A 19005-nucleotide genomic window follows, 5' to 3' on the forward strand; every position below is an offset into this window, starting at 1 on the left:
GGAAAAATGAAGAAAATTTTTTTATGTTCTTATTTTGCTGGAGTTGGTGAACAATTTAAAGCTTTTATTCAGACGAGTAACATAAAAACTAACAAGGTTTTGTTTATTCCAACTGCTGGTAATGTTGAAGAATATACTGGATATATTGATGAAGGCAGGCAGGTCTTAACTAGCTTGCATTATAAAGTTGACGAATTAAACATAGACAAAGAAGATACGGAATACGTAGCAAATAAAATATCAGCTGCTAACATGATCTATATTAGTGGAGGAAATACATTTTATTTATTACAAGAGTTAAAAAGAAAAAATCTTTTGCCATTATTAATCAATGAAATTAATAGTGGTGTTCCTTACATTGGTGAATCAGCTGGTGCAATTATTTTGGCACCTAGCATTGAATACAATAAAATTATGGATGACACACAAATTGCTCCTGACTTAAAAGATTATACAGGATTGAATATTACCGATTTTTATACGTTGCCGCATTTTATTGAACCGCCGTTTACTGATAGCGTTCAAGAAACTTTTAAAACTTATAAAGACCAACTTAACTTGCTTGCTATCAATAATTCTCAAGCAATAATAGTTAATGAAGATAATTACAAAGTAATTTAACAATTTTTCGCTAAAAAAATTATTATTCATAAAAAGTTGATACTAGCTTACTTTATATTATAAAGTCATGTAATATAATATTTGAAAACAGGTAACTAGAGTATCTGTTAGATGTAGATTTGAGTTAGGTGGGTTGGACTTAATTGCACTTTCTCAAGGAGTCTTTGAAGGGTTGTGTGTGAACACCTCGAGCCAATAGAAAACATACTTATTTGTAAATAAGTATAGGAACTCGTAAGAGTTCCTATTTTTTTGAAAGATTATTGAATGATGGTTGCAGAATCTGAAACAGACTTATTAATATCTGTTGCAAGAGAGTATGAAAAGCTACTTGACAAAGAAATAAAAATGGTATTAGGTCGAAAAGGGAAAAGTGAAATTAAAATGACTTTATTGCAAACAAAATTAATTAATAGTGGAACAGAAATAGTTATTTTTCAAAGTCCTTCATATAAAGATGAATAGTGGATAATTGAGCTCTTATTTATAAACGATTGAATGAGTTTTATTTAATTGATATGTCATAGATTTGTTATCTCCCTTGATTTTATTAATAAGTGTGCATATTCTATTTTTAGATATTTAGATTAAAGATGCTTTAGTTTAACTAACAATAAATAGGAGGTTGAAAATGATGAAAGTTTTGAACGGCAAAGAATTATGTCGTACTCTTGGTTTTAGTACCACCTTACTATATAAATTTAGAAAAGCAGGTATGCCGTATCACCAAATAGAAGGTGGTAGAGCATATTACATAGCTGATGAAGTAGAAGATTGGTTGCGTCAAGCAGGCTATCATCAACAAAAAATATGGTCTAAATAAATATGAAGGGCGAATCCTGTTTCGCCCTTTTTAGTTAAGAAGTAACAATGATTAGTTACCACAGAAATGGTGGAAGAATGTGACCATAGTTATGAAGAATTAATGGAATTGTTAAGTGAATAACTATTATATTTAATAAAGGTATAATTGCACGTAAAATGGCACACAGTTTTTAGCTGTGTGCCAGAAAAATCCTTTATAGTGGAACAGTTGATGATATAGCGGGCTTTATGCTCGTTATTTGTATGTCGAAATAATATTTTATAAAAGCTATATTCATATAAAAATAATTTTGTTATAATAAAGAAACGTAGAAAAGTTAAAAAGGGCGGTGGCTACCGCTTGAAAGAAGATGATGCTTATGGCATTTAATGGACCAATACTCCAATCTCTTAGTAGAAAGGTCAGTCATTTGTGAGTGGTTACGAAGTAGCAACAATTGTGTTGCTATCAGTTACATTTCTCGTTGATTTGTTGACGTACATCGACAATCGCAAGAAATAATTACGAACAAAAAACGCCCTGAGAAATAACTTTAGAGAGTTACAGGGCGTATTTGTCAAAAATATCGTTCAGTAGCCACCGTTCTTTGAAGACGGCTCTACGTAGAGAAGTCCTATTAGTAGTAGGGCTTCTTTTTAATTACAACGATATTATAGCATGTGCACGAATAGTAAGCAATTTAATGTTCACAATAGATAATTATCAGATTTATTTATGAACAATTAATTGGTTTTGGTATAATTAAATTTGAGCATGAGTAAGAATAGATTGCGGTGACTAATTTCTAACTTAGGGAAGTGATGCTTATGGTGTAACAATTATTAAGTTTAGAATCTTGCAGAAAGGATTAGTCGGGTATCCACCATGGATACTGTTATTGCCCTTGGTTTGTCAATTGCCATGATTATTTTGGTATTGGTAGAAATTATTAGTAGTTTAACTAAGTTAACTAATAAGGCTACTGACTTAATCAAAGTGTTGGCTGAATTAAGAGCAGCTTTAATTAAATTAAGAGCAAAAAAATAACTGCCCAAGTCTATCAGCTTGCAGTTATTTCTGAATAATTGGTAAGTCATCGCTTTTTAAGCGAAAACTCATGTTAAGAAGTCTTGGTACCAACAAGGCTTCTTTTTAATTACACCAATATTATAGCATGTGCATTAGTCACAGGCAATCAATACTTGCCTAGAACTCATGAGAATTATAATGCGAAAAAGTTAAAAATAGTACAAATTTTTCTTTTAAAAATTAATATTTTCTGTTATTATTTTCTATGGCTGAATTTGAGCAAAAAGGGGTGGTAGCTATGCCAAGCATTAAAATCGTTTCGATTTCAATTTTAACGCTGGCAGTCCCACCTTTTTATCGAGTTAGGCAGCTCGTTCAATTTTTAAATAATATCCAGACTAAAGGACTTAGTGCTTTTTACATTTGTAATTAGCCGTAAGTCTTTTTTTGTGGGCAGTTTTTGGGAGGTAATAGGTAATTATGCGTAATTTCAAAAAGTTATCAGCATTTGCTGTGGCGCTGCTAGCTACAGTTATGCTGAGTGCATGTGGCAACGGCAATCACAAGCAGAGTAATAGTGCAGGACCGAAGTCACTAAATGTCCAATTTGTCCCTAGTGTTGCGGCTAACAAGATGGAGGGGCGTGCTAAACCAATAGAAAAGATGTTGTCTAAACGATTGGGTATCCCCGCTCATGTTACAGTTTCAACCGACAACAATGCTGTGATTGAAGCAATGAAATCTAAGAAGGTTGACGTTGGCTTTTTACCTGCTGATGCCTATGTTCAAGCGCATAAGCAGGGAGCTGCCGATGTCTTACTGCAATCGGAGCGTTACGGTTTAAAGGAGCCGGGTGGTACGTGGACTAAGCAACTGGTTCATACTTTGCGCTCAGAAATTCTGGTTAAGAAAAATTCCAAAATTAAGAGTTGGAAGGACTTAAAAGGTAAGTCGATTTCCATTCAAAGTCCGACTTCAACAACTGGGTATATTTTTCCAATTGCGGAGTTAAAGCAGAAGGGCTTTGACGTTACTAAGAATTGTAAGTTAGTTACAGTTACCGGTCATGATCAAGGAGTCTTGAACGTTTTAAGTGGTGACACTGATGCGGCATTTGTCTTTGAAGATGCTCGTAACAACGTTCTGCAAGACAACCCGAAAGTTAAATCACAAGTGGTGCCAATTTACTTTACTAGACCGGTACCCAATGACACAATTTCCGTGATTCCAAGTTTGCCGAAGGCTTTTCGTGAAAAACTGGCTAAGGCCTTCATTGCGATTGGGAAGTCCAAGGCTGGTAAGAAGGTAATTGAAAGTGTTTATGACCAAGAAGGTTACATTCCTGCTAAAGACAGTGATTACAACATTGTCCGTAAGTATCAGAAGATTGCCCAAGCCGTTAAAAAGTAATTTTAGTTAGCAAAAAAAAGCGCGCTCTCAGATCAAACTAAGAACGTGCTTTTTGTTTATGTGATTATTCGCCTAAGTAAGCAAAGGCTACTTTTTCATCGTAAATATGTAGCATTTTATCAAGGATGAAGCGGCAGGCAAGAGCGGTAACAACTGGGATGACGAACCAAGCAAGTAGTGCCAATAGTAAATTGATACTGCTAGCACCAGCGTCAAGGGAGGCGAGGGGACCAACAATTCCAACAAGACCGAAGCCGGCTGAAGCAGGAGTTCCAGAAATATGCCATAAGGCTACCGGCAATGCGGATACTGTTGAGGTGATGATTATTGGGAGCATGATAATTGGATGCCTAAATAAGTTAGGGATCATCATCTTCATAGCGCCGAGGGCAACAGCGATGGTAACGCCGGCCTTGTTAACTTTCCATGAGTGAACGACCAGCACGATTGTGGTTGCGGCAACTCCCATCGCAGCTGCCCCAGCAGCGATGCCGCTAAGCTGAATGGCCATACCGATGGCAACTGTTGAGACCGGTGTGACGATTAAGAGGGCAAACATCCATGAGATTAGAATACACATTAAAATTGGTTGTAGTTTGGTGAAGGAAGCAATGATTGCACCTAGGCCCGTAGTAATTTTACTGACAAATGGTAAAAGCAGGAAGCCAATGTAGGCAGAACCACCACCAACGACAATTGGACTCAAGACGATTTTGACAGAGCCAAAGAGATTACCGATTAGCATTGTGAGAAAGACGGCGATAGCTGCAGTAATCATCGTGTTAATCAAGTCACCAGTACCAGATGAAATGAAAATTCCGGCTTGCTTGGTTGCAGGATTAATTGCTTGGGCGTTGAATTGAGTAACACCAGAGCCAACGTAGGATGCGCCTGCAACAATGGCAATATCAATTGGTGCAAAGTTAAATTGATAGGCAATTAGCGCACCAATCAATAGTGGGGTTGCTACTTGGAAAACTAACAAAACATGGGTTAAACCAAGCGTGAAAGTATTGGTGCCGCACAATTTTAAGATTGCGCTCAATACGGCATTAGGAATCAAACCAACGATAATTCCCGTCGCTGTTCCTGATAAAACTTTATTAAAAAATTCCTTTACTGTAACTTGATTTTTTGTATTATTCATAGTGTTTTTTCCTTAAAGTTGCTTTTATTTGGCAAAACCGATGTCATACCAAATTGGATGTTTGTTAGCACATTTTGATGGGTCAACTGAGTAGTTGGTCAGTTTGTTATTAACTGCCGTAATTGTGTATTGGCTGTCGAGTGGGACAATGTAGGCTTCCTCATTCATGTAGTTTTGCCATTTATGGAAGACTTCGACCCGATGTTTATGATTAAAGGAAGCAGGAGCATCCATCTCATCAATTAGGCGTGTATTTTCTGGAGTGGCAAATCTTGAGTAGTTGCCCAACGATTTTTCACCGTATAAGTTAGCTTGTGAAGGTTCAGTCGATAAGCCAAAACCACCAATGTAGGCATTGACGTCAGGATTGTCCTTGTTCAATTTATCGTAGAAGGAGTTTTGCTCAGTGAGCCGGCCGCCTAGAAGCTTAACGTCCAAGCCAATCTTATGCCACTGCTGCAAGTAATTTTGAATAATTGGCTCTTGGGTGGCATTACCACTCATTGCCATGAAGTTAATTTTAAGTGGCTTACCATTAGGTTGCGTGCGCCATTTGCCTTTTTTCTTGTAGCCAGACTTATCTAAAATTTCGTTGGCCTTTTTCAGGTTGAAGGTGTAGCCTTTGGCATTTTTATCAAAGTAATCGCCAAAACCAGCCGGAATTAAGGTTGGAATTCTGAACTTCAATCCTTGTGTATAACGTTTATCTACCTGATCGACATTCATTGCGTAGGCCATTGCTTGTCTAAGTGGCTTACTGTTCATAATATTGTTTTTATCAACAACATTCTTCTCCAGTTTACTATCCCATTTACCAACCTTGAAGCCAAGGTAATAGTAAACAAGTTGGATTTGAGCAACGAAATTGTAGCCCTTAGTCTTTTTGACTTGGTTCCACTGGGTATTAATGACGTTAATGACGTCAAATTTATGACTCCTAATTGCTTCAGAAGCGGAGTTAGTCGAAACAACTGAAGCCAAAATTTTATCTAGTTTTGGTTTGCCACGCCAGTAGTACTTGTTTGGTACCCAAGTAACGGATTGACCACGGACAATCTTTTGTACTTTATAAGGCCCAAAGAAGAGCGGTTCTTTCCGAACTTGATCGCTGGACTGTAATTTATCAAATGGCACGTTTTTCAGATAATGGTAAGGAGCAGCTGTTTCGCTGTAGCAATTGCTGCCGGCATTGTACATTCCGGGGTACATTCTTTGGAAGTGAATCACAATACTGCGACCATTTTCACCATTTGGGTATGTAATTCCCGAAATTGTTTTAGCTTTACCATCATGATATTGCTTGAGACCGACAATATTGGCCATTTGGTCGGTATAACGGTCGCAATTAGTCTTTTTGTTAGCGATAATTTCGTAAGAATACTCTAAATCTTTAGCAGTAACTTGTTTACCGTCAGACCACTTAACGCCCTTTTTGACAGTTACCATAATTGTCTTGTCTTGGCGATTAACTTTAAGTGTAGCTGGTCCCTTGTCATTAATCTTGTAATGATTGTCATAGTAAAATAAAGTTTCATCACCGAATTGGGATGCTAAATAGTCGACAGCATTTTCTGAAATTTCATCTAAGAAAATGCCTTGAAACGGTGTGTCTGTTTCAAGAGCGACTTTAAGTGTGCCACCTTGCTTGACGGGCTTTGCAGGAACCGTTGTTTTTAACTTGTTGACTTCTTGTGTTGCGTTAGTATTCAAATTGGTATTGCTCTTACCGCAAGCAGTTAAAGCCATCGCTGCCAGTAAAACTGTGCCCAAATATTTAACAAATCTATCTTTCTTCATAATTATTTGCCTTATCTGTTATTATTTTAATGAAAGTAAATTTCTGTTGCTATAAATTATAGTAGCGATTAAATTAAAATACAATATATTTTTTAATTTAATTTTATTATTTATGATAATTATGTATAATGCAGGTTAGGTAATTAATTTGGAATGCTAACACTTAAAATTTTGATTTTATTTTAAATTAAAATGAAAATTAAAAAAGCAAATTTGAGAAGGGATACTAAAGTAAATGGTTATTAATATATTAAAGCAAGATGACTTTTATGAAGTTAGCTATGCTAGTGGGATGGTTGCACGAGTTTATTTACTTGCGCCTAATATTTTTCGCTATTATGTTGATCCAACTGGGCAATACGCTCCGCCGAAGCAATCACAAGCGGAACTACATGCCCGAATTTTGGCACCGACAGTTGATGAGTATGGCTCTCATTCAGTTAATAGTAGTGTTACAGAAACTACTGCTAATTGGGCAATTGTGACTGATGAGATGAAGATCAATTTTGCTAAAGATACTGGTGCAATGAGTGTATGGGTGAATGGCAAGTTGGTTTTACAGGAGACGCAGCCAGTTAGTGTCAACACTGATAGTAGCATCCAGTTTTTGCAATCAGCTGATACAGCTAATTATTTTGGTGGCGGAACGCAGAATGGCCGCTTTAATTTATCTCGGCAGCGGATTGTAGTCGCCAACACCAGTAATTGGCTGGACCAGGGTGTGGCTTCACCGGCACCATTTTATTGGTCAACTGCTGGGTATGGTGTTCTGCGCTATACTTTTACTCGCGGCGAATATGACTTTGCAAGTGAAACTCCAGGATTGATAACCACGAAGCACGAAGAAAATCGCTTTGATGCCATTTACTTTTTTGCACCAACGCCTTATCAGTTAATCCATACTTATCAGGAGTTAACGGGATTGCCGCTATTGCTACCAATATTTGGCTTTTATGAAGCACACTTGAATGCTTATAATCGGGATTATTGGGTAAAGGTGGACTCGCAGGAAAAGGGTGCGATTAAATATCCAGACGGGAATTTTTATCGAGAATATCATCCTAAAGAGTTGCCGGAAGAATTAAAAGGGCAAGCAATTCGCGAAACTTTAAACGGTGAACAAGGTGGTGCCGCTTATCTGTTAAGTGCGCGCGGGATGCTTGACCAATATTTGGCTAACGATCTGCCGCTGGGGTGGTTTTTACCAAATGATGGCTATGGTGCGGGTTATGGTCAGACCGATTCCTTACAGGGAAATTTGCAAAATCTAGCAGACTTTATTCGGTATGCAAATAGTCGTGGTGTGGAAGTCGGGTTGTGGACCCAGCAAAGTTTATCCCCAGTGGATCCAGCTCATCCTAAGGCAAACGATCGCGATTTTGAACAAGAACTTGCAGCTGGAGTTACGGTACTGAAGACCGATATGGCTTGGGTCGGTGCTGGTTATTCCTTTGGTCTTAATGGCACGCAGACTGCTGCAGCGATGATTAAAAAGATTAAGGGGCAAAATTTACGCCCCTTTATTATCACAATGGATGGTTGGGCAGGTACGCATAATACCGCTGCTGTTTGGACTGGTGACCAAAAAGGCGGCCAGTGGGAGTACATTCGTTTTCAAATACCAACTTACATTGGCGAAGGCTTGTCTGGGCAGCCAAACGTGGGCTCTGACATGGATGGTATTTATCTTGGGAGTAATTCTGTGATAAATACGCGCGACTATCAATGGAAGGCTTTCACGCCAATTCAACTGAATATGGACGGCTGGGGAACTAATCCGAAGAATCCATTTGCCTTTTCAGAGCCAATCACGACGATTAATCGGGCATATTTGAAACAAAAAACAATGCTATTGCCATATATTTATACTGCGGCTCATGAGGCAGTTGTTGCTGGTAAGCCGCTTGTTCGCGCTTTATTTTTAGAATATCCAGATTTACCAGAATGCTACTCAGATTTGGCAAAATATGAATACTTGTGGGGCGATGCCTTTTTGGTTGCACCAATTTATCAAAATACTGCTGCTGATGACGAGGGCAATGATATTCGTAATGAGATTTACTTGCCTGATAAAAAGCAGATTTGGTTTGATTACTATACAGGCAAGGCATATCAGGGTGGACAGGTCATAAACGAATTTGCGGCACCTATTTGGAAACTGCCCGTTTTTGTTAAAGCAGGTGCAATTATTGCTAAGGCACCAGCGACAAATACGCCTAAGGAGTATTTGCAGGCAAAGCAAGCACGGCAATTTGAAATTTATCCTGGGAAGAAAAATCAAATTACGGTTTATGAAGATGACGGTATTTCTGCCAAGTATCAAGATGGTGCCTTTGCTCAAACAATGATTGGGGCAGAGCAGGTAGATGACCAATTATTAGTTAAAATTGCGCCATCAATTGGTCATTATGAGGGGATGAAGTCTCAGCGCACAACAGAATTGGCAATCAAAATGAATAAGCAACCAAATGAGATTGCGATTAAGTTGGGTGACCAGAACTGTGACTTGAAGCAAGCTGAAAGTTTAGCTGAATTTGTTCAGGGTAGTAATGTTTATTACTTTGATGAACATTATTTGCCTAACCCGTATTTAGCTGCAGTGGGTAACAATTTAGAACAAACTTTTTTGCGGATTAAGCTGGCAGCAGTTGATGTTAGTCAAACAGGAGTTGAGCTGCAGTTGGCTGGCGTTGATACAACAGTTACACCTGAAAATTGTTTACCTAATGAACAGATTGCAGCCAAAGCGCCAATAGATTTAAGTAGCAGCAGCATGCAAACGACAACTTTGTCGTGGCAATACGCTGATGAAAATCTAGGTCGTGTTACTTATAATGTTAAAGTTGACGGAGTGCTTTACACTGGAATTAAAGAGCCGAAGCTGGTTGTTCACGGCCTGTTGCCAAACAAACAACATGCTTTTACAGTTCAAATTGTGACTGATAAGGGAACAACGGAGTGGAGCAGGGAACAGCTGTTTTAAAGATTGAAATTAATAGGAAGACTTTAGTTTAAGTCTTCCTATTTGTTTGTCCTGAATTACTGCTAAAGTGGAATAATTGTTTTAAAATGTTTAATTAGTAAGGAATAGTGTAGGAAAAAGCAACAATCTGCAATTATTTTTGTTTACCTTTTTAAAATTAAACATATTCAAACATTGACAAACAAAAAAGAACAATTATACTAAAGGTGAACTAAATTAGTTGCTGAATCTAGTTTAAAAAGTAGGTAACCAATGTTAAAAAGCGAAAGATTAAAAACGATTTTACAAGTAATTAATACTCAAAAATTTGTTACTGTGGATGAATTGGCTCAAGCACTGACAGTTTCAGATATGACAATTAGACGTGACCTAAATGAATTGGATAAATTAGGTAAAATTTCTCGAATTCATGGCGGTGCGCAATTAATATCAGATCAAACTAGAAATGAAAAGAGCTACCAGCAAAAGCGGGAAATTCATAGTAAGGAAAAACTTGAGATTGCCAAGCGGGCCTGTAATTTGATTCATGAAAATGATTCTATTTATGTTGGTCCGGGCACTACTTTAGAATTAATGGTTGCTAATCTTAAGACTAAACGTCTGCGAATTGTAACTAATTCGCTACCTGTTTTTGAAGCAGCGCGTAACAATCTTAATGATTATGAGTTAATTATGGTTGGCGGTTCGTACAGAAGAATTAGTGGTGCCTTTTTAGGTACTCTAGCTAATAACGAACTAAAAACCATGTCATTTTCAGTTGGTTTTGTTGGTGTAAATGGGATTAAAAATACTTCTATGACAACAGCTAATTTGGAAGAAGGTCAGACTGAGAGTATAGGACTGGACCGTTCACAAAGTAAATTTGTCGTTGCAGATTATACCAAATTAAATCATAGCGACTTTCATCAGTTTTATGATTTACGGAATGTGGATGGGTTAATTACTAACCGCGAAGTAGGATCAGATGTAGAAAAGCATTACAGTCAATTTACAACTGTTTACAAATAGTTTTACTGAGAGGAGATTAACTATGAAAGTTGTTATTGGTAGCGATAAAGATGGCTTTGAATTAAAAGAAAAGGTAAAGAATTATCTTAACAGTCATGATTATGACGTTTTAGATGTAACGCCAGAGCCAGCAGAAGACTTTGTTGAATCAAGTTTGAAGGTTACTCATGAGGTAATGGATAACGGAATTAAAAAGGCAATTATGTTTGACGAATATGGTGTCGGCTCTGCCATGGCCTCAAATAAGGTTAAAGGTATGGTTACGGCTAATGTCAATGAAGAAAGAACCGCTCATATGACCGCAATGCATAATGGTGCGAAGGCAATTGCATTAGGCAGCGGCATTGTTGGTGACAAACTTGCATACTCGATTGTACAGCACTATCTTGATACAGAATATGCTGGTGGTCGTCACCAAATTCGTTTGAATATGCTTGAGGAAATGATCTAAGGAGGTTTTGAAAATGTTTGATAATGATAGACCACAACCAGAATTTGTTGATCCTAAAATTGATAAGCATATGGTAATTGCTTTGGGTAATGACCATATCGTTACCCCAGTAAAAATGGCTATTTCTGACCATTTAAAAGAAGAAGGCTACCAAGTTATTGATGAAGGTACCCACGATAACACGAGAACGCACTATCCAATGTATGGTAAAAGAGTTGCTGAAGATGTAGCTGATGGCCGTGCTGATCTTGGTGTCGTTCTTTGTGGTACAGGAATTGGTATTTCAACTGCTGCCAACAAGAACGAAGGCGTTCGTGCAGCGATGGTTGGCGATGTTGCTCAAGCTGAATATGCTAGACGTGAATTAAACGCTAATATTTTAGGCTTTGGTGGTATTGTATTGGGCCGCGACTTTATTTTTGATATTGTCGATTCATACCTGAATGCTAAGTACGAACCATCTGATGCTAACAGAAAATTAATTGATAAAATTGATCATATTGCTAAGCCAAATCCAGACCAAAAGGATAATGTTCATTTCTTTGATGAAGAAAACAAGAAATGGTCCGAAGGCGTATACCACGACTAATTAAAATAAATAAAAATAATAGAATTTAATCGCACACACAAAAAGGCAACTCATTGAATATGAGCTGCCTTTTTTTACTAATGATTAAATTGCATCTATCAAATTAATTAATGTAGGTGTTCAACTTAAAATTGCGATTTACGGATCAAATTAATTTTAATACTTCAGGATTAGGAGGTAATTCTGCGACAGTTGAGATAATTATAGATAATTAATATTACTTATTATGATTTAATAGTAAATACACGATTTTGATATTTTATCAAAGTCGTGTATTTTGGTTTTTTTGATTTATAATATTTAAAATGTATTTCTGTAGATTTATTTATTTCTTTATAGTAAATAATATTTGTATATAATAAATATAACACAACGTATTTATTAATTGAGAAAGGAAAAGAAATGGCAACTAAATTATATGGTACCGTGCTTTTAAAAGCACAAAGAATTATGAATGTGTTATTGAATACAAGCAATGGGATGACATTAGATGAAATATCAACTAAAGCAGTAATACCTAAACCAACTGTATTTAAAATTTTAAAAACTCTTGATTATATTGGATTTGTCAGAAAAAATCATGAGGGGAAACGTTATTCTTTGGGTTCAAGAATGATTGGCTATGGTAATAAAGCGTTAAAAAGTTTTGATATTGTTTCAATTAGTGAGCCGTATTTACATGAGTTAAGTAAAGTAACTAACGAAACAATAAATCTTGGTGTTGAAGAAAATAATCATGTTACTTTATTGAAGAAAATTGATAGTCCACAAACTGTAAACCTTAATTCTCATGTAGGTGGAGCAATGGAATTATATTCATCAGCAATGGGAAAAGCTCTTCTTGCTACTAAGAGTGATCATGAACTAGATGAATATTTTTCTAAGATTGAATTAAAACCACTAACTAAGCGCACAATTACTAGTATTAGTGAACTTCGTAAGCAAATTTCTCAGGTTAAAGTAGCTGGTTATGCATTGGATGCTCAAGAAAATCAAGATGATGTAGTTTGTGTCGGGGCTGCTATTCAAAAATATGGCAAAGTTTTTGGTGCAATTAGTGTTAGTACACCACAATATCGACTAGACGAATTACTACTAGATGATTTAAAAAAGCTTATCATTTCAACTAGGAATCAAATAATAGAAATAATTTGAAAAATCACTTGTAAAATCGCTTTCATTGAGTTATATTTTATTTGCAAGGATAAAAAAGAAATATAATTTCTTATTTGGAAAGGTAAAAGAATGTATGAAGAGATAAAAAAGATGGACTTAAGTAAATCTCCAACTCTTTTAACTAAGCAAGAAATTACTCATGCAATTGAAAATGTATTGCAGCACATCGATATTAACATGAATTATTTTGGAGATGATTTTCCAAGACCTAACACAAATAATGGCAAGTATTCCAAGATGGATAATACTGAATGGACTACTGGATTTTGGACAGGAATACTTTGGCTGGCTTACGAATATACGCATGACTCGAAATATTATAAGCAGGCTATGAGAAACGTTACTTCATTTTCTAATCGTATTAATAAAAAAATTGCTGTAGATAATCATGATTTAGGATTTATGTATACAACCTCAGTAGTTAGCGATTACAAGATTACAGGTGATGAAGAAGCTAAAAGAATTGGTATAAAGGCTGCAGATCAATTAACTAAGCGCTATCAAGAAAAAGGAGGATTTATTCAAGCTTGGGGCAAGATGGATGGTAATGATAATTATCGTTTAATTGTTGATTCATTAATGAATATACCATTACTTTATTGGGCATCTTCAGTTACAGAAAATCCTAAATATGCTCATATGGCGGATACCCATTATGACCAGGTTTTAAAGACAATTGTTAGAGATAACGGTTCGACGTTTCACACTTATTATTTTGATAAAGAAACGGGTAAGCCTTTAAAAGGAGCAACACGTCAAGGATATAGTGATGACTCAAGTTGGGCAAGAGGTCAGGCATGGGCCGTTTATGGGGTTCCACTTCATTATAAATATCGCCATACTACCAGTGATTTTAAGACTTTTAATGGTGTAACTAATTATTTTATTAATCGACTTCCGCAAGACTATGTACCTTACTGGGATTTGATTTTTGGTGATGGTGATGATCAACCCCGTGATTCTTCATCTGGAGTAATTGCAATTTGCGGGGTTGCTGAAATGCTTAAATATATGCCTGAAAGTTATCAAAATAAATATCAATACGAACTAATCCTTCATAAGATGTTGAAATCAATTATTGATAATTATGCCAATAATAATTTTATTGCTGGTGCTCCTTTATTGGATCATGGTGTTTATTCCTGGCATTCAGGAAAGGGTGTTGATGAAGGAAATTTATGGGGAGATTACTTTTATTTTGAATCTCTAATTAGATTTTATAAAGATTGGCAAATTTTTTGGTAGAAAGAGTGAAGAAAATGGCTAATCCAAATATTGTTGCTGTAAGGCTGGATGAAAGATTAATTCATGGTCAAGGAAGATTATGGATTTCAAACTTGGGAGCAAACTTAGTCATTGTTGCAAATGATGAAGTTGCCCAAAGTTCAATTCAACAAACTTTAATGAAGTCGCTATTGCCAAATTCAATTGGTGTTAGATTTTTCACTATTGAAGAAACAATCGACAAAATCTTTAAAGCTGCTCCTAGACAGAAGATTTTTATTATTGTAAAGACAGCTGAAGATACATTGAAGTTAGCGAAGGGAGGCGTGCCATTCAAAAAATTGAACGTGGGAAATATCCACTTTAAAGAAGGAAAGACTAAGGTTACCAATTATATCTCAATAGATGAAAATGATATGCAAGCTCTTAAAGAAATGAGGGATGAATACCAAATTGATTTCAATACTCGGGTAACTCCGATTGGTAATGAGGTCGGTTCAGATTTTAATCTGAATCAGTATGTTGATAATTGGAAGGGAGAAAAATAATGACTTTTACAATTTGGCAAGCCCTGTTAGTTGGTTTATGGGCAGCCTTCTGTTTTGCAGGTCAAGTATGGGGAACTTATACTAACCGTGCTTTATTTATTTCATTTGGTGTTGGTCTTATTTTAGGAGATCTAAAGACAGCAGTTATTTTCGGTGCAACAGCTGAATTAGCATTTATGGGATTCGGTGTTGGACCTGGTGGTTCCACTCCTCCTAACCCATTAGGACCAGGGATTGTTGGTTCGATTTTAGCAATTACAATGCATAAATTGTCACCAGCAGCTGCATTAACTCTATCTTATCCATTTGCCATGTTAGTTCCATTTATTATTACTTTAATCTTTACGATTAACTCAGGCTCAATGGAATCAGCACGTAAAGCAATTAAAGAAGGAAAGTATCATAAGTTTAACTTGATGTCAAATGTTACTTTATGGGAATTCATGCTATTTGCTTTTGTCTTTGGCTTTGCTGCGACTTTAAGTACCTCAGCTTTAAGAGCATTTGTTCAAATGATTCCTACTTGGCTAATGAACGGATTAACAGTTGTCGGTGGATTACTTCCAGCAGTTGGTTTTGCACTTATTATGAGTACAATGCTTAAAAAAGAATATATTCCAGCAGTTGTCTTTGGTTACATCTGTGTAGCTTACTTAAAGATTCCAGTTATTGGTTTAACTTTTGTTGGTATCGCAATTGCTTTAAACAATTACTACAACAGCAAAAAAAGTTCAGCTGTAAATAGTGATTCAGAAAATGCAGGAGGCGCTGAAGATGGCATCTAGGAAACCAGTTTTAACTAAACGTGATTATTTTATTTCAATTTTAAGATCGTATTATTTACAAAACTCACAAAATTACGGCAACATGCAGGGGACCGGTGTTGCTAAGACAATTTGGCCAGAATTACGTAAAATTTATAAAGGTGATGAGGCTAAATTTAGAGAAGTAGCTAGTTCTAATGTTGAATTTTACAATACTAACCCACAGCCATATCCTTTCGTTACCAGTTTAATGCTGGCAATGTATGATAGTGGTCAAAGTGAAGAAGACGTACGAGCAATGAAGATGGCTTTAATGGGACCATTAGCTGGTATTGGTGATGCATTGTCACAATTTGCTTTAGCACCATTATTCTCAACAATTTTTGCATCTTTAGCTCTGCAAGGTGTTGTTTATGCGCCAATCATGTTCTTTATTTGTATGTTTGGAATTACTTTCGGTGTTAGAAACTTAATGGGCTATCTTGGCTGGAAAGTTGGGACAAGCATTATTGACACATTAAGCGATAGAATGGCTGCTTTAGCTGATATTGCTAGTACTGTTGGTTTGACTGTTATTTCTGGTTTATCGGTTTCCTTCGTTAAGGTCAACTTAGGCTTAAAATACTCAGCTCAAATTAAAGGTAAGACTCAGTTAGTTACTGTTCAAGCATTTTTGGACAAGATTATGCCATATATGTTGCCACTTTTGTTAATTTTCTTTGTTTATTGGTTAATTACTAAGAAAAAGTGGACAGCTTATAAGATTATTTTGTTGTTATTAGTTGTTGGTGTTGCACTTTCAGCTATGGGTATCTTGGTTCCTTAGTCTTGAGGTAGTTTTATGAAATATGATATTTGCATTATTGGTCATGGAGATTTTCCAATGGGAATTGACTCCGATATTAAAACAGTAGCTGGTACAGATGAACTAGTTACATGTTTAAATCTAGACGAGCACACAACACATGAAAAATTTACACAAGATCTTGATCAGTATTTAGATACACACGAAAATGTTATTGTTTTTGCTGACATGACTGGTGGCGCTCCATACCAAATAGCAGCTAAGCGCATTTTGACTAATCCTAAAGACACTAATAAGTATGTCTTATCTGGTGTATCAATGAATCTAGTGCTTGATGTTTACTTAAAAAATTTGTCTGGACAATTAACTGCGGAAAACATAGAGGATTCATTAAGTCATGTAATTGAAGAATCTAAATCAATGATGCAGTCAATTTCACAATCTACTATTTCTAAGAAGGCGTAGTAAGTGAACTGGGTCAATATTTTATTAATTATTCTAGTCGTAGTTTTATTAATTCTTTATTTAGTAATTTTACCAATAGCTCGTCGTAAAAGTATGACTAGAAATCAGCAAGCAATGAGCGATTTCTTTAAATCGCTTCATGAAAATGAAAAAGTTGTATTGCTGAATGGCGTAGTTGGTACGATTAAAAGTGTTAGCCAGCATTATGTTAACTTAGAAATTGCTCAAAATGTTATTGTCAAAGTTGATAAACATGGTATTGCTTCTGAGCTGAATCAAGGAGAGAAAGCAGATGAATGAACTTACTCAGTTAAAAGTTAAGAAATTAATTGATCAGGATGAAATTTCATATGCAGCTGACTACTTAGCTAATTCTAAGTTACTTCTTAATAATAAATTCTCATTTCATCACGTTTATGACATGGAGCCAAGTCCTACTACATATTATATGGATAACTGGACTGTTTCCCCTAATGGAGACCCTGAATGGTTGTATGTGTTAAAACGTCAAGAATATTTGCAAGATCTTTTGTACTCCTATATAAAAACTAATAATCCCACCTATTTGGAAAAGATAAAAGCATTTATTTTTGATTGGATAACTAATAATGATGAAAATGAAGAACAACGTTATGTAACTTGGCGCACTATTGATACAGGAATTAGGTTACTTAATTGGACTAAGCCATTAAGTTATTTACTTCAAAAGCAATTATTAAATGATGACGAAATTACAAGAATTAACCAATCTGTTAAACGTCAAGCCATGTATTTACATGACAATTACATTGAAAAATATGATTTAAGTAATTGGGGTGTTTTGATTACAACAGGAATTCTGACTTTTGCAGCAGAACATCCTAAAGTTATTGATAGTAGTTTAGTTAATTGGGCTGAGAGTAAGTTAAGCTTAGAACTGAAATTGCAGGTCGACTCTACAGGCTTACATTGGGAACAATCACCATTATATTTTATTGAAGTGTTTAGAAGTTCTCTTTGTGTAGTTGCAAGTTATTTGGCTCACAATAAACAATTACCAACCATAATTGAAAGTTCTTTAAAAGCAATGCTTAAGACTTGTTACTATCAAATCAAACCAGATGGTTATATTTTGCAGCAAGGTGACACTGATGCAATTAAAATTGCAGATTTAATTACTTCGGCTAAATACATTTTATTTGGTATAAAAGAGCCTAAAGTTAAGCAAGACTTCTTGTTGATGAGTTTAGCTAATCAAGCTCAAATATTGGTTAATGTTCAAGAAAAGCAAAATAACTGTTATTTTGATTCTTTAGTTTCAGGTAATTTTTATCATAAAGATTTAGTTAATCAAAATTATTGGCATATTTATAACGGCAATTTAGGTAGTGGTCATGGTCATGCAGCATCTGGGCACCTTGACTTAACAATTAATAACGATAATTTGTTAATTGATCCAGGTCGATATACATATGTAAATTCGCCTGAAAGGCGAAATTTGAAATCTGGATTTTCGCATAATGTAGTATTAGTTGATAATGATTTTCCTACACGACCGCGAGATTCTTGGAAATATCAAACAATTGTTGCTAATCAACGTAATGAAGTGGAACATTATGATTTATATGATTTAGTTAAAACTAGTTATTATGATAAATCTAATGATTGTACAGTTACAAGATACTTTATTTGGCTTAAAGAAGTAACAATTATGACTATTATTGACGTAGTTGAATGTAAGGGTAAGCATCTTCAATCAGATAATTGGATTTTTGCACCAGAGATTACTTGTCAACCAGAGTTTAATAATAGTTACTTGATAACTAATGGCATTAATCAATATGAACTTTTCCATTCTTTAAAGAATGGTCAGCTAGAAAAGCAAATGTATTCTCCACGCTATAATGAATTAGAATCAACTACTAAATTAACTTTGTTGAATCAGTTTACGGATAATAATCTTGCTTATACGGTAATTGGCAAAAAATCTGATATCGCAGATGTTCATTATTGTGAGTCTAAACGAATTAATGAAGTTATTGATGATGATATTCATAGTTTTGGAGTAGAAATTGACTTAAGTAATAATCGTCGAATAGTTATAAATATTCAACATGAAAATACAATCATAGGAAATAAATTGTATTTTGTTGGCGGTATTCCTTGTTATGGTAATGTTTCTGTAAATTATGAATAGTAGGTGA

Annotated in this window: 19 protein-coding genes; 17 read left to right on the forward strand and 2 right to left on the reverse strand. The window is 35.5% G+C overall.

Going from position 1 to position 19005, the window contains the following annotated elements:
• The first annotated feature begins 6 nt into the window (after positions 1-6).
• The 5 genes from OZX76_RS01555 to OZX76_RS01575 all read left to right on the forward strand — a co-directional run bounded on the left by OZX76_RS01555 (position 7) and on the right by OZX76_RS01575 (position 3865).
• Positions 7-621: a Type 1 glutamine amidotransferase-like domain-containing protein gene (locus tag OZX76_RS01555; RefSeq protein ID WP_277180375.1), complete on the forward strand. Its 615-nt coding sequence runs from the start codon at positions 7-9 to the stop codon at positions 619-621.
• 267 nt (positions 622-888) lie between these two features.
• Entirely contained in the window at positions 889-1086 is a 198-nt protein-coding gene (locus OZX76_RS01560; protein ID WP_277180377.1) for a hypothetical protein, read from the forward strand.
• A gap of 166 nt (positions 1087-1252) precedes the next feature.
• Positions 1253-1444: a hypothetical protein gene (locus OZX76_RS01565; protein WP_277180379.1), complete on the forward strand. Its 192-nt coding sequence runs from the start codon at positions 1253-1255 to the stop codon at positions 1442-1444.
• Positions 1445-2311: 867 nt separating this feature from the next.
• Complete coding sequence (locus tag OZX76_RS01570) at positions 2312-2473, forward strand: hypothetical protein (protein ID WP_277180381.1); 162 nt, start codon at positions 2312-2314, stop codon at positions 2471-2473.
• Positions 2474-2935: 462 nt separating this feature from the next.
• Positions 2936-3865: a phosphate/phosphite/phosphonate ABC transporter substrate-binding protein gene (locus tag OZX76_RS01575; protein ID WP_277180383.1), complete on the forward strand. Its 930-nt coding sequence runs from the start codon at positions 2936-2938 to the stop codon at positions 3863-3865.
• Between the two features lie 64 nt (positions 3866-3929).
• Here OZX76_RS01575 and OZX76_RS01580 read toward each other — a convergent pair whose 3' ends face one another.
• The gene (locus tag OZX76_RS01580) at positions 3930-5012 is read right to left on the reverse strand and encodes a PTS sugar transporter subunit IIC (RefSeq protein WP_277180385.1); all 1083 of its coding nucleotides are present in this window, start codon (positions 5010-5012) and stop codon (positions 3930-3932) included.
• Between the two features lie 24 nt (positions 5013-5036).
• Complete coding sequence (locus OZX76_RS01585) at positions 5037-6809, reverse strand: oligopeptide ABC transporter substrate-binding protein (RefSeq protein WP_277180387.1); 1773 nt, start codon at positions 6807-6809, stop codon at positions 5037-5039.
• Positions 6810-7044: 235 nt separating this feature from the next.
• On the opposite strand from OZX76_RS01585, the gene OZX76_RS01590 reads away from it, so the two are divergent.
• From OZX76_RS01590 to OZX76_RS01645, 12 genes are all read left to right on the forward strand, one after another.
• Positions 7045-9792: a TIM-barrel domain-containing protein gene (locus OZX76_RS01590; protein WP_277180389.1), complete on the forward strand. Its 2748-nt coding sequence runs from the start codon at positions 7045-7047 to the stop codon at positions 9790-9792.
• 252 nt (positions 9793-10044) lie between these two features.
• Entirely contained in the window at positions 10045-10800 is a 756-nt protein-coding gene (locus OZX76_RS01595; protein WP_277134226.1) for a DeoR/GlpR family DNA-binding transcription regulator, read from the forward strand.
• Between the two features lie 22 nt (positions 10801-10822).
• A complete protein-coding gene (gene lacA, locus OZX76_RS01600) occupies positions 10823-11251 on the forward strand; it encodes a galactose-6-phosphate isomerase subunit LacA (RefSeq protein WP_277134227.1) in 429 nt (142 codons plus the stop codon).
• Between the two features lie 70 nt (positions 11252-11321).
• Positions 11322-11840, forward strand: a complete 519-nt coding sequence (gene lacB / locus OZX76_RS01605) for a galactose-6-phosphate isomerase subunit LacB (RefSeq protein WP_277145079.1) — start codon at positions 11322-11324, stop codon at positions 11838-11840.
• A 402-nt stretch (positions 11841-12242) separates the two neighbouring features.
• On the forward strand, positions 12243-12995 hold the full coding sequence (locus tag OZX76_RS01610) for an IclR family transcriptional regulator (protein ID WP_277180391.1): 753 nt from the start codon (positions 12243-12245) through the stop codon (positions 12993-12995).
• Between the two features lie 90 nt (positions 12996-13085).
• On the forward strand, positions 13086-14261 hold the full coding sequence (locus OZX76_RS01615) for a glycoside hydrolase family 88 protein (protein ID WP_277180393.1): 1176 nt from the start codon (positions 13086-13088) through the stop codon (positions 14259-14261).
• A gap of 14 nt (positions 14262-14275) precedes the next feature.
• Positions 14276-14788, forward strand: coding sequence for a PTS sugar transporter subunit IIB (locus tag OZX76_RS01620; protein WP_277180395.1), 513 nt, complete (start codon positions 14276-14278; stop codon positions 14786-14788).
• Positions 14788-15573 carry a PTS sugar transporter subunit IIC gene (locus OZX76_RS01625; protein ID WP_277180397.1) on the forward strand — a complete coding sequence of 262 codons (786 nt, stop codon included), beginning with the start codon at positions 14788-14790 and terminating at the stop codon, positions 15571-15573. The genes OZX76_RS01620 and OZX76_RS01625 overlap by 1 nt, the downstream gene beginning before the upstream one ends.
• Positions 15563-16378 carry a PTS system mannose/fructose/sorbose family transporter subunit IID gene (locus OZX76_RS01630; RefSeq protein WP_277134232.1) on the forward strand — a complete coding sequence of 272 codons (816 nt, stop codon included), beginning with the start codon at positions 15563-15565 and terminating at the stop codon, positions 16376-16378. The genes OZX76_RS01625 and OZX76_RS01630 overlap by 11 nt, the downstream gene beginning before the upstream one ends.
• A 15-nt stretch (positions 16379-16393) precedes the next feature.
• Positions 16394-16822 (forward strand): PTS fructose transporter subunit IIA, encoded by a 429-nt coding sequence (locus tag OZX76_RS01635; protein WP_277180399.1) that lies wholly within the window; start codon positions 16394-16396, stop codon positions 16820-16822.
• Between the two features lie 3 nt (positions 16823-16825).
• A complete protein-coding gene (gene yajC, locus OZX76_RS01640) occupies positions 16826-17122 on the forward strand; it encodes a preprotein translocase subunit YajC (protein WP_277180401.1) in 297 nt (98 codons plus the stop codon).
• Entirely contained in the window at positions 17115-18998 is a 1884-nt protein-coding gene (locus OZX76_RS01645) for a heparinase II/III family protein (RefSeq protein ID WP_277180403.1), read from the forward strand. Before yajC ends, OZX76_RS01645 begins: the two co-directional genes overlap by 8 nt.
• Positions 18999-19005: the final 7 nt, after the last annotated feature.

Origin of the sequence: Lactobacillus sp. ESL0677, from assembly GCF_029392875.1 — a bacterium.
Taxonomy (GTDB): Bacteria; Bacillota; Bacilli; order Lactobacillales; family Lactobacillaceae; genus Lactobacillus.

Excerpts from the sequence above, each read along its gene's own strand:
- OZX76_RS01555 (WP_277180375.1), top strand. The coding sequence starts at position 7 with ATGAAGAAAATTTTTTTATGTTCTTATTTTGCTGGAGTTGGTGAACAA.
- OZX76_RS01560 (WP_277180377.1), top strand. The coding sequence starts at position 889 with ATGATGGTTGCAGAATCTGAAACAGACTTATTAATATCTGTTGCAAGA.
- OZX76_RS01565 (WP_277180379.1), top strand. The coding sequence starts at position 1,253 with ATGATGAAAGTTTTGAACGGCAAAGAATTATGTCGTACTCTTGGTTTT.
- OZX76_RS01570 (WP_277180381.1), top strand. The coding sequence starts at position 2,312 with ATGGATACTGTTATTGCCCTTGGTTTGTCAATTGCCATGATTATTTTG.
- OZX76_RS01575 (WP_277180383.1), top strand. The coding sequence starts at position 2,936 with ATGCGTAATTTCAAAAAGTTATCAGCATTTGCTGTGGCGCTGCTAGCT.
- OZX76_RS01580 (WP_277180385.1), bottom strand. The coding sequence starts at position 5,012 with ATGAATAATACAAAAAATCAAGTTACAGTAAAGGAATTTTTTAATAAA.
- OZX76_RS01585 (WP_277180387.1), bottom strand. The coding sequence starts at position 6,809 with ATGAAGAAAGATAGATTTGTTAAATATTTGGGCACAGTTTTACTGGCA.
- OZX76_RS01590 (WP_277180389.1), top strand. The coding sequence starts at position 7,045 with ATGGTTATTAATATATTAAAGCAAGATGACTTTTATGAAGTTAGCTAT.
- OZX76_RS01595 (WP_277134226.1), top strand. The coding sequence starts at position 10,045 with ATGTTAAAAAGCGAAAGATTAAAAACGATTTTACAAGTAATTAATACT.
- lacA (WP_277134227.1), top strand. The coding sequence starts at position 10,823 with ATGAAAGTTGTTATTGGTAGCGATAAAGATGGCTTTGAATTAAAAGAA.
- lacB (WP_277145079.1), top strand. The coding sequence starts at position 11,322 with ATGGTAATTGCTTTGGGTAATGACCATATCGTTACCCCAGTAAAAATG.
- OZX76_RS01610 (WP_277180391.1), top strand. The coding sequence starts at position 12,243 with ATGGCAACTAAATTATATGGTACCGTGCTTTTAAAAGCACAAAGAATT.
- OZX76_RS01615 (WP_277180393.1), top strand. The coding sequence starts at position 13,086 with ATGTATGAAGAGATAAAAAAGATGGACTTAAGTAAATCTCCAACTCTT.
- OZX76_RS01620 (WP_277180395.1), top strand. The coding sequence starts at position 14,276 with ATGGCTAATCCAAATATTGTTGCTGTAAGGCTGGATGAAAGATTAATT.
- OZX76_RS01625 (WP_277180397.1), top strand. The coding sequence starts at position 14,788 with ATGACTTTTACAATTTGGCAAGCCCTGTTAGTTGGTTTATGGGCAGCC.
- OZX76_RS01630 (WP_277134232.1), top strand. The coding sequence starts at position 15,563 with ATGGCATCTAGGAAACCAGTTTTAACTAAACGTGATTATTTTATTTCA.
- OZX76_RS01635 (WP_277180399.1), top strand. The coding sequence starts at position 16,394 with ATGAAATATGATATTTGCATTATTGGTCATGGAGATTTTCCAATGGGA.
- OZX76_RS01645 (WP_277180403.1), top strand. The coding sequence starts at position 17,115 with ATGAATGAACTTACTCAGTTAAAAGTTAAGAAATTAATTGATCAGGAT.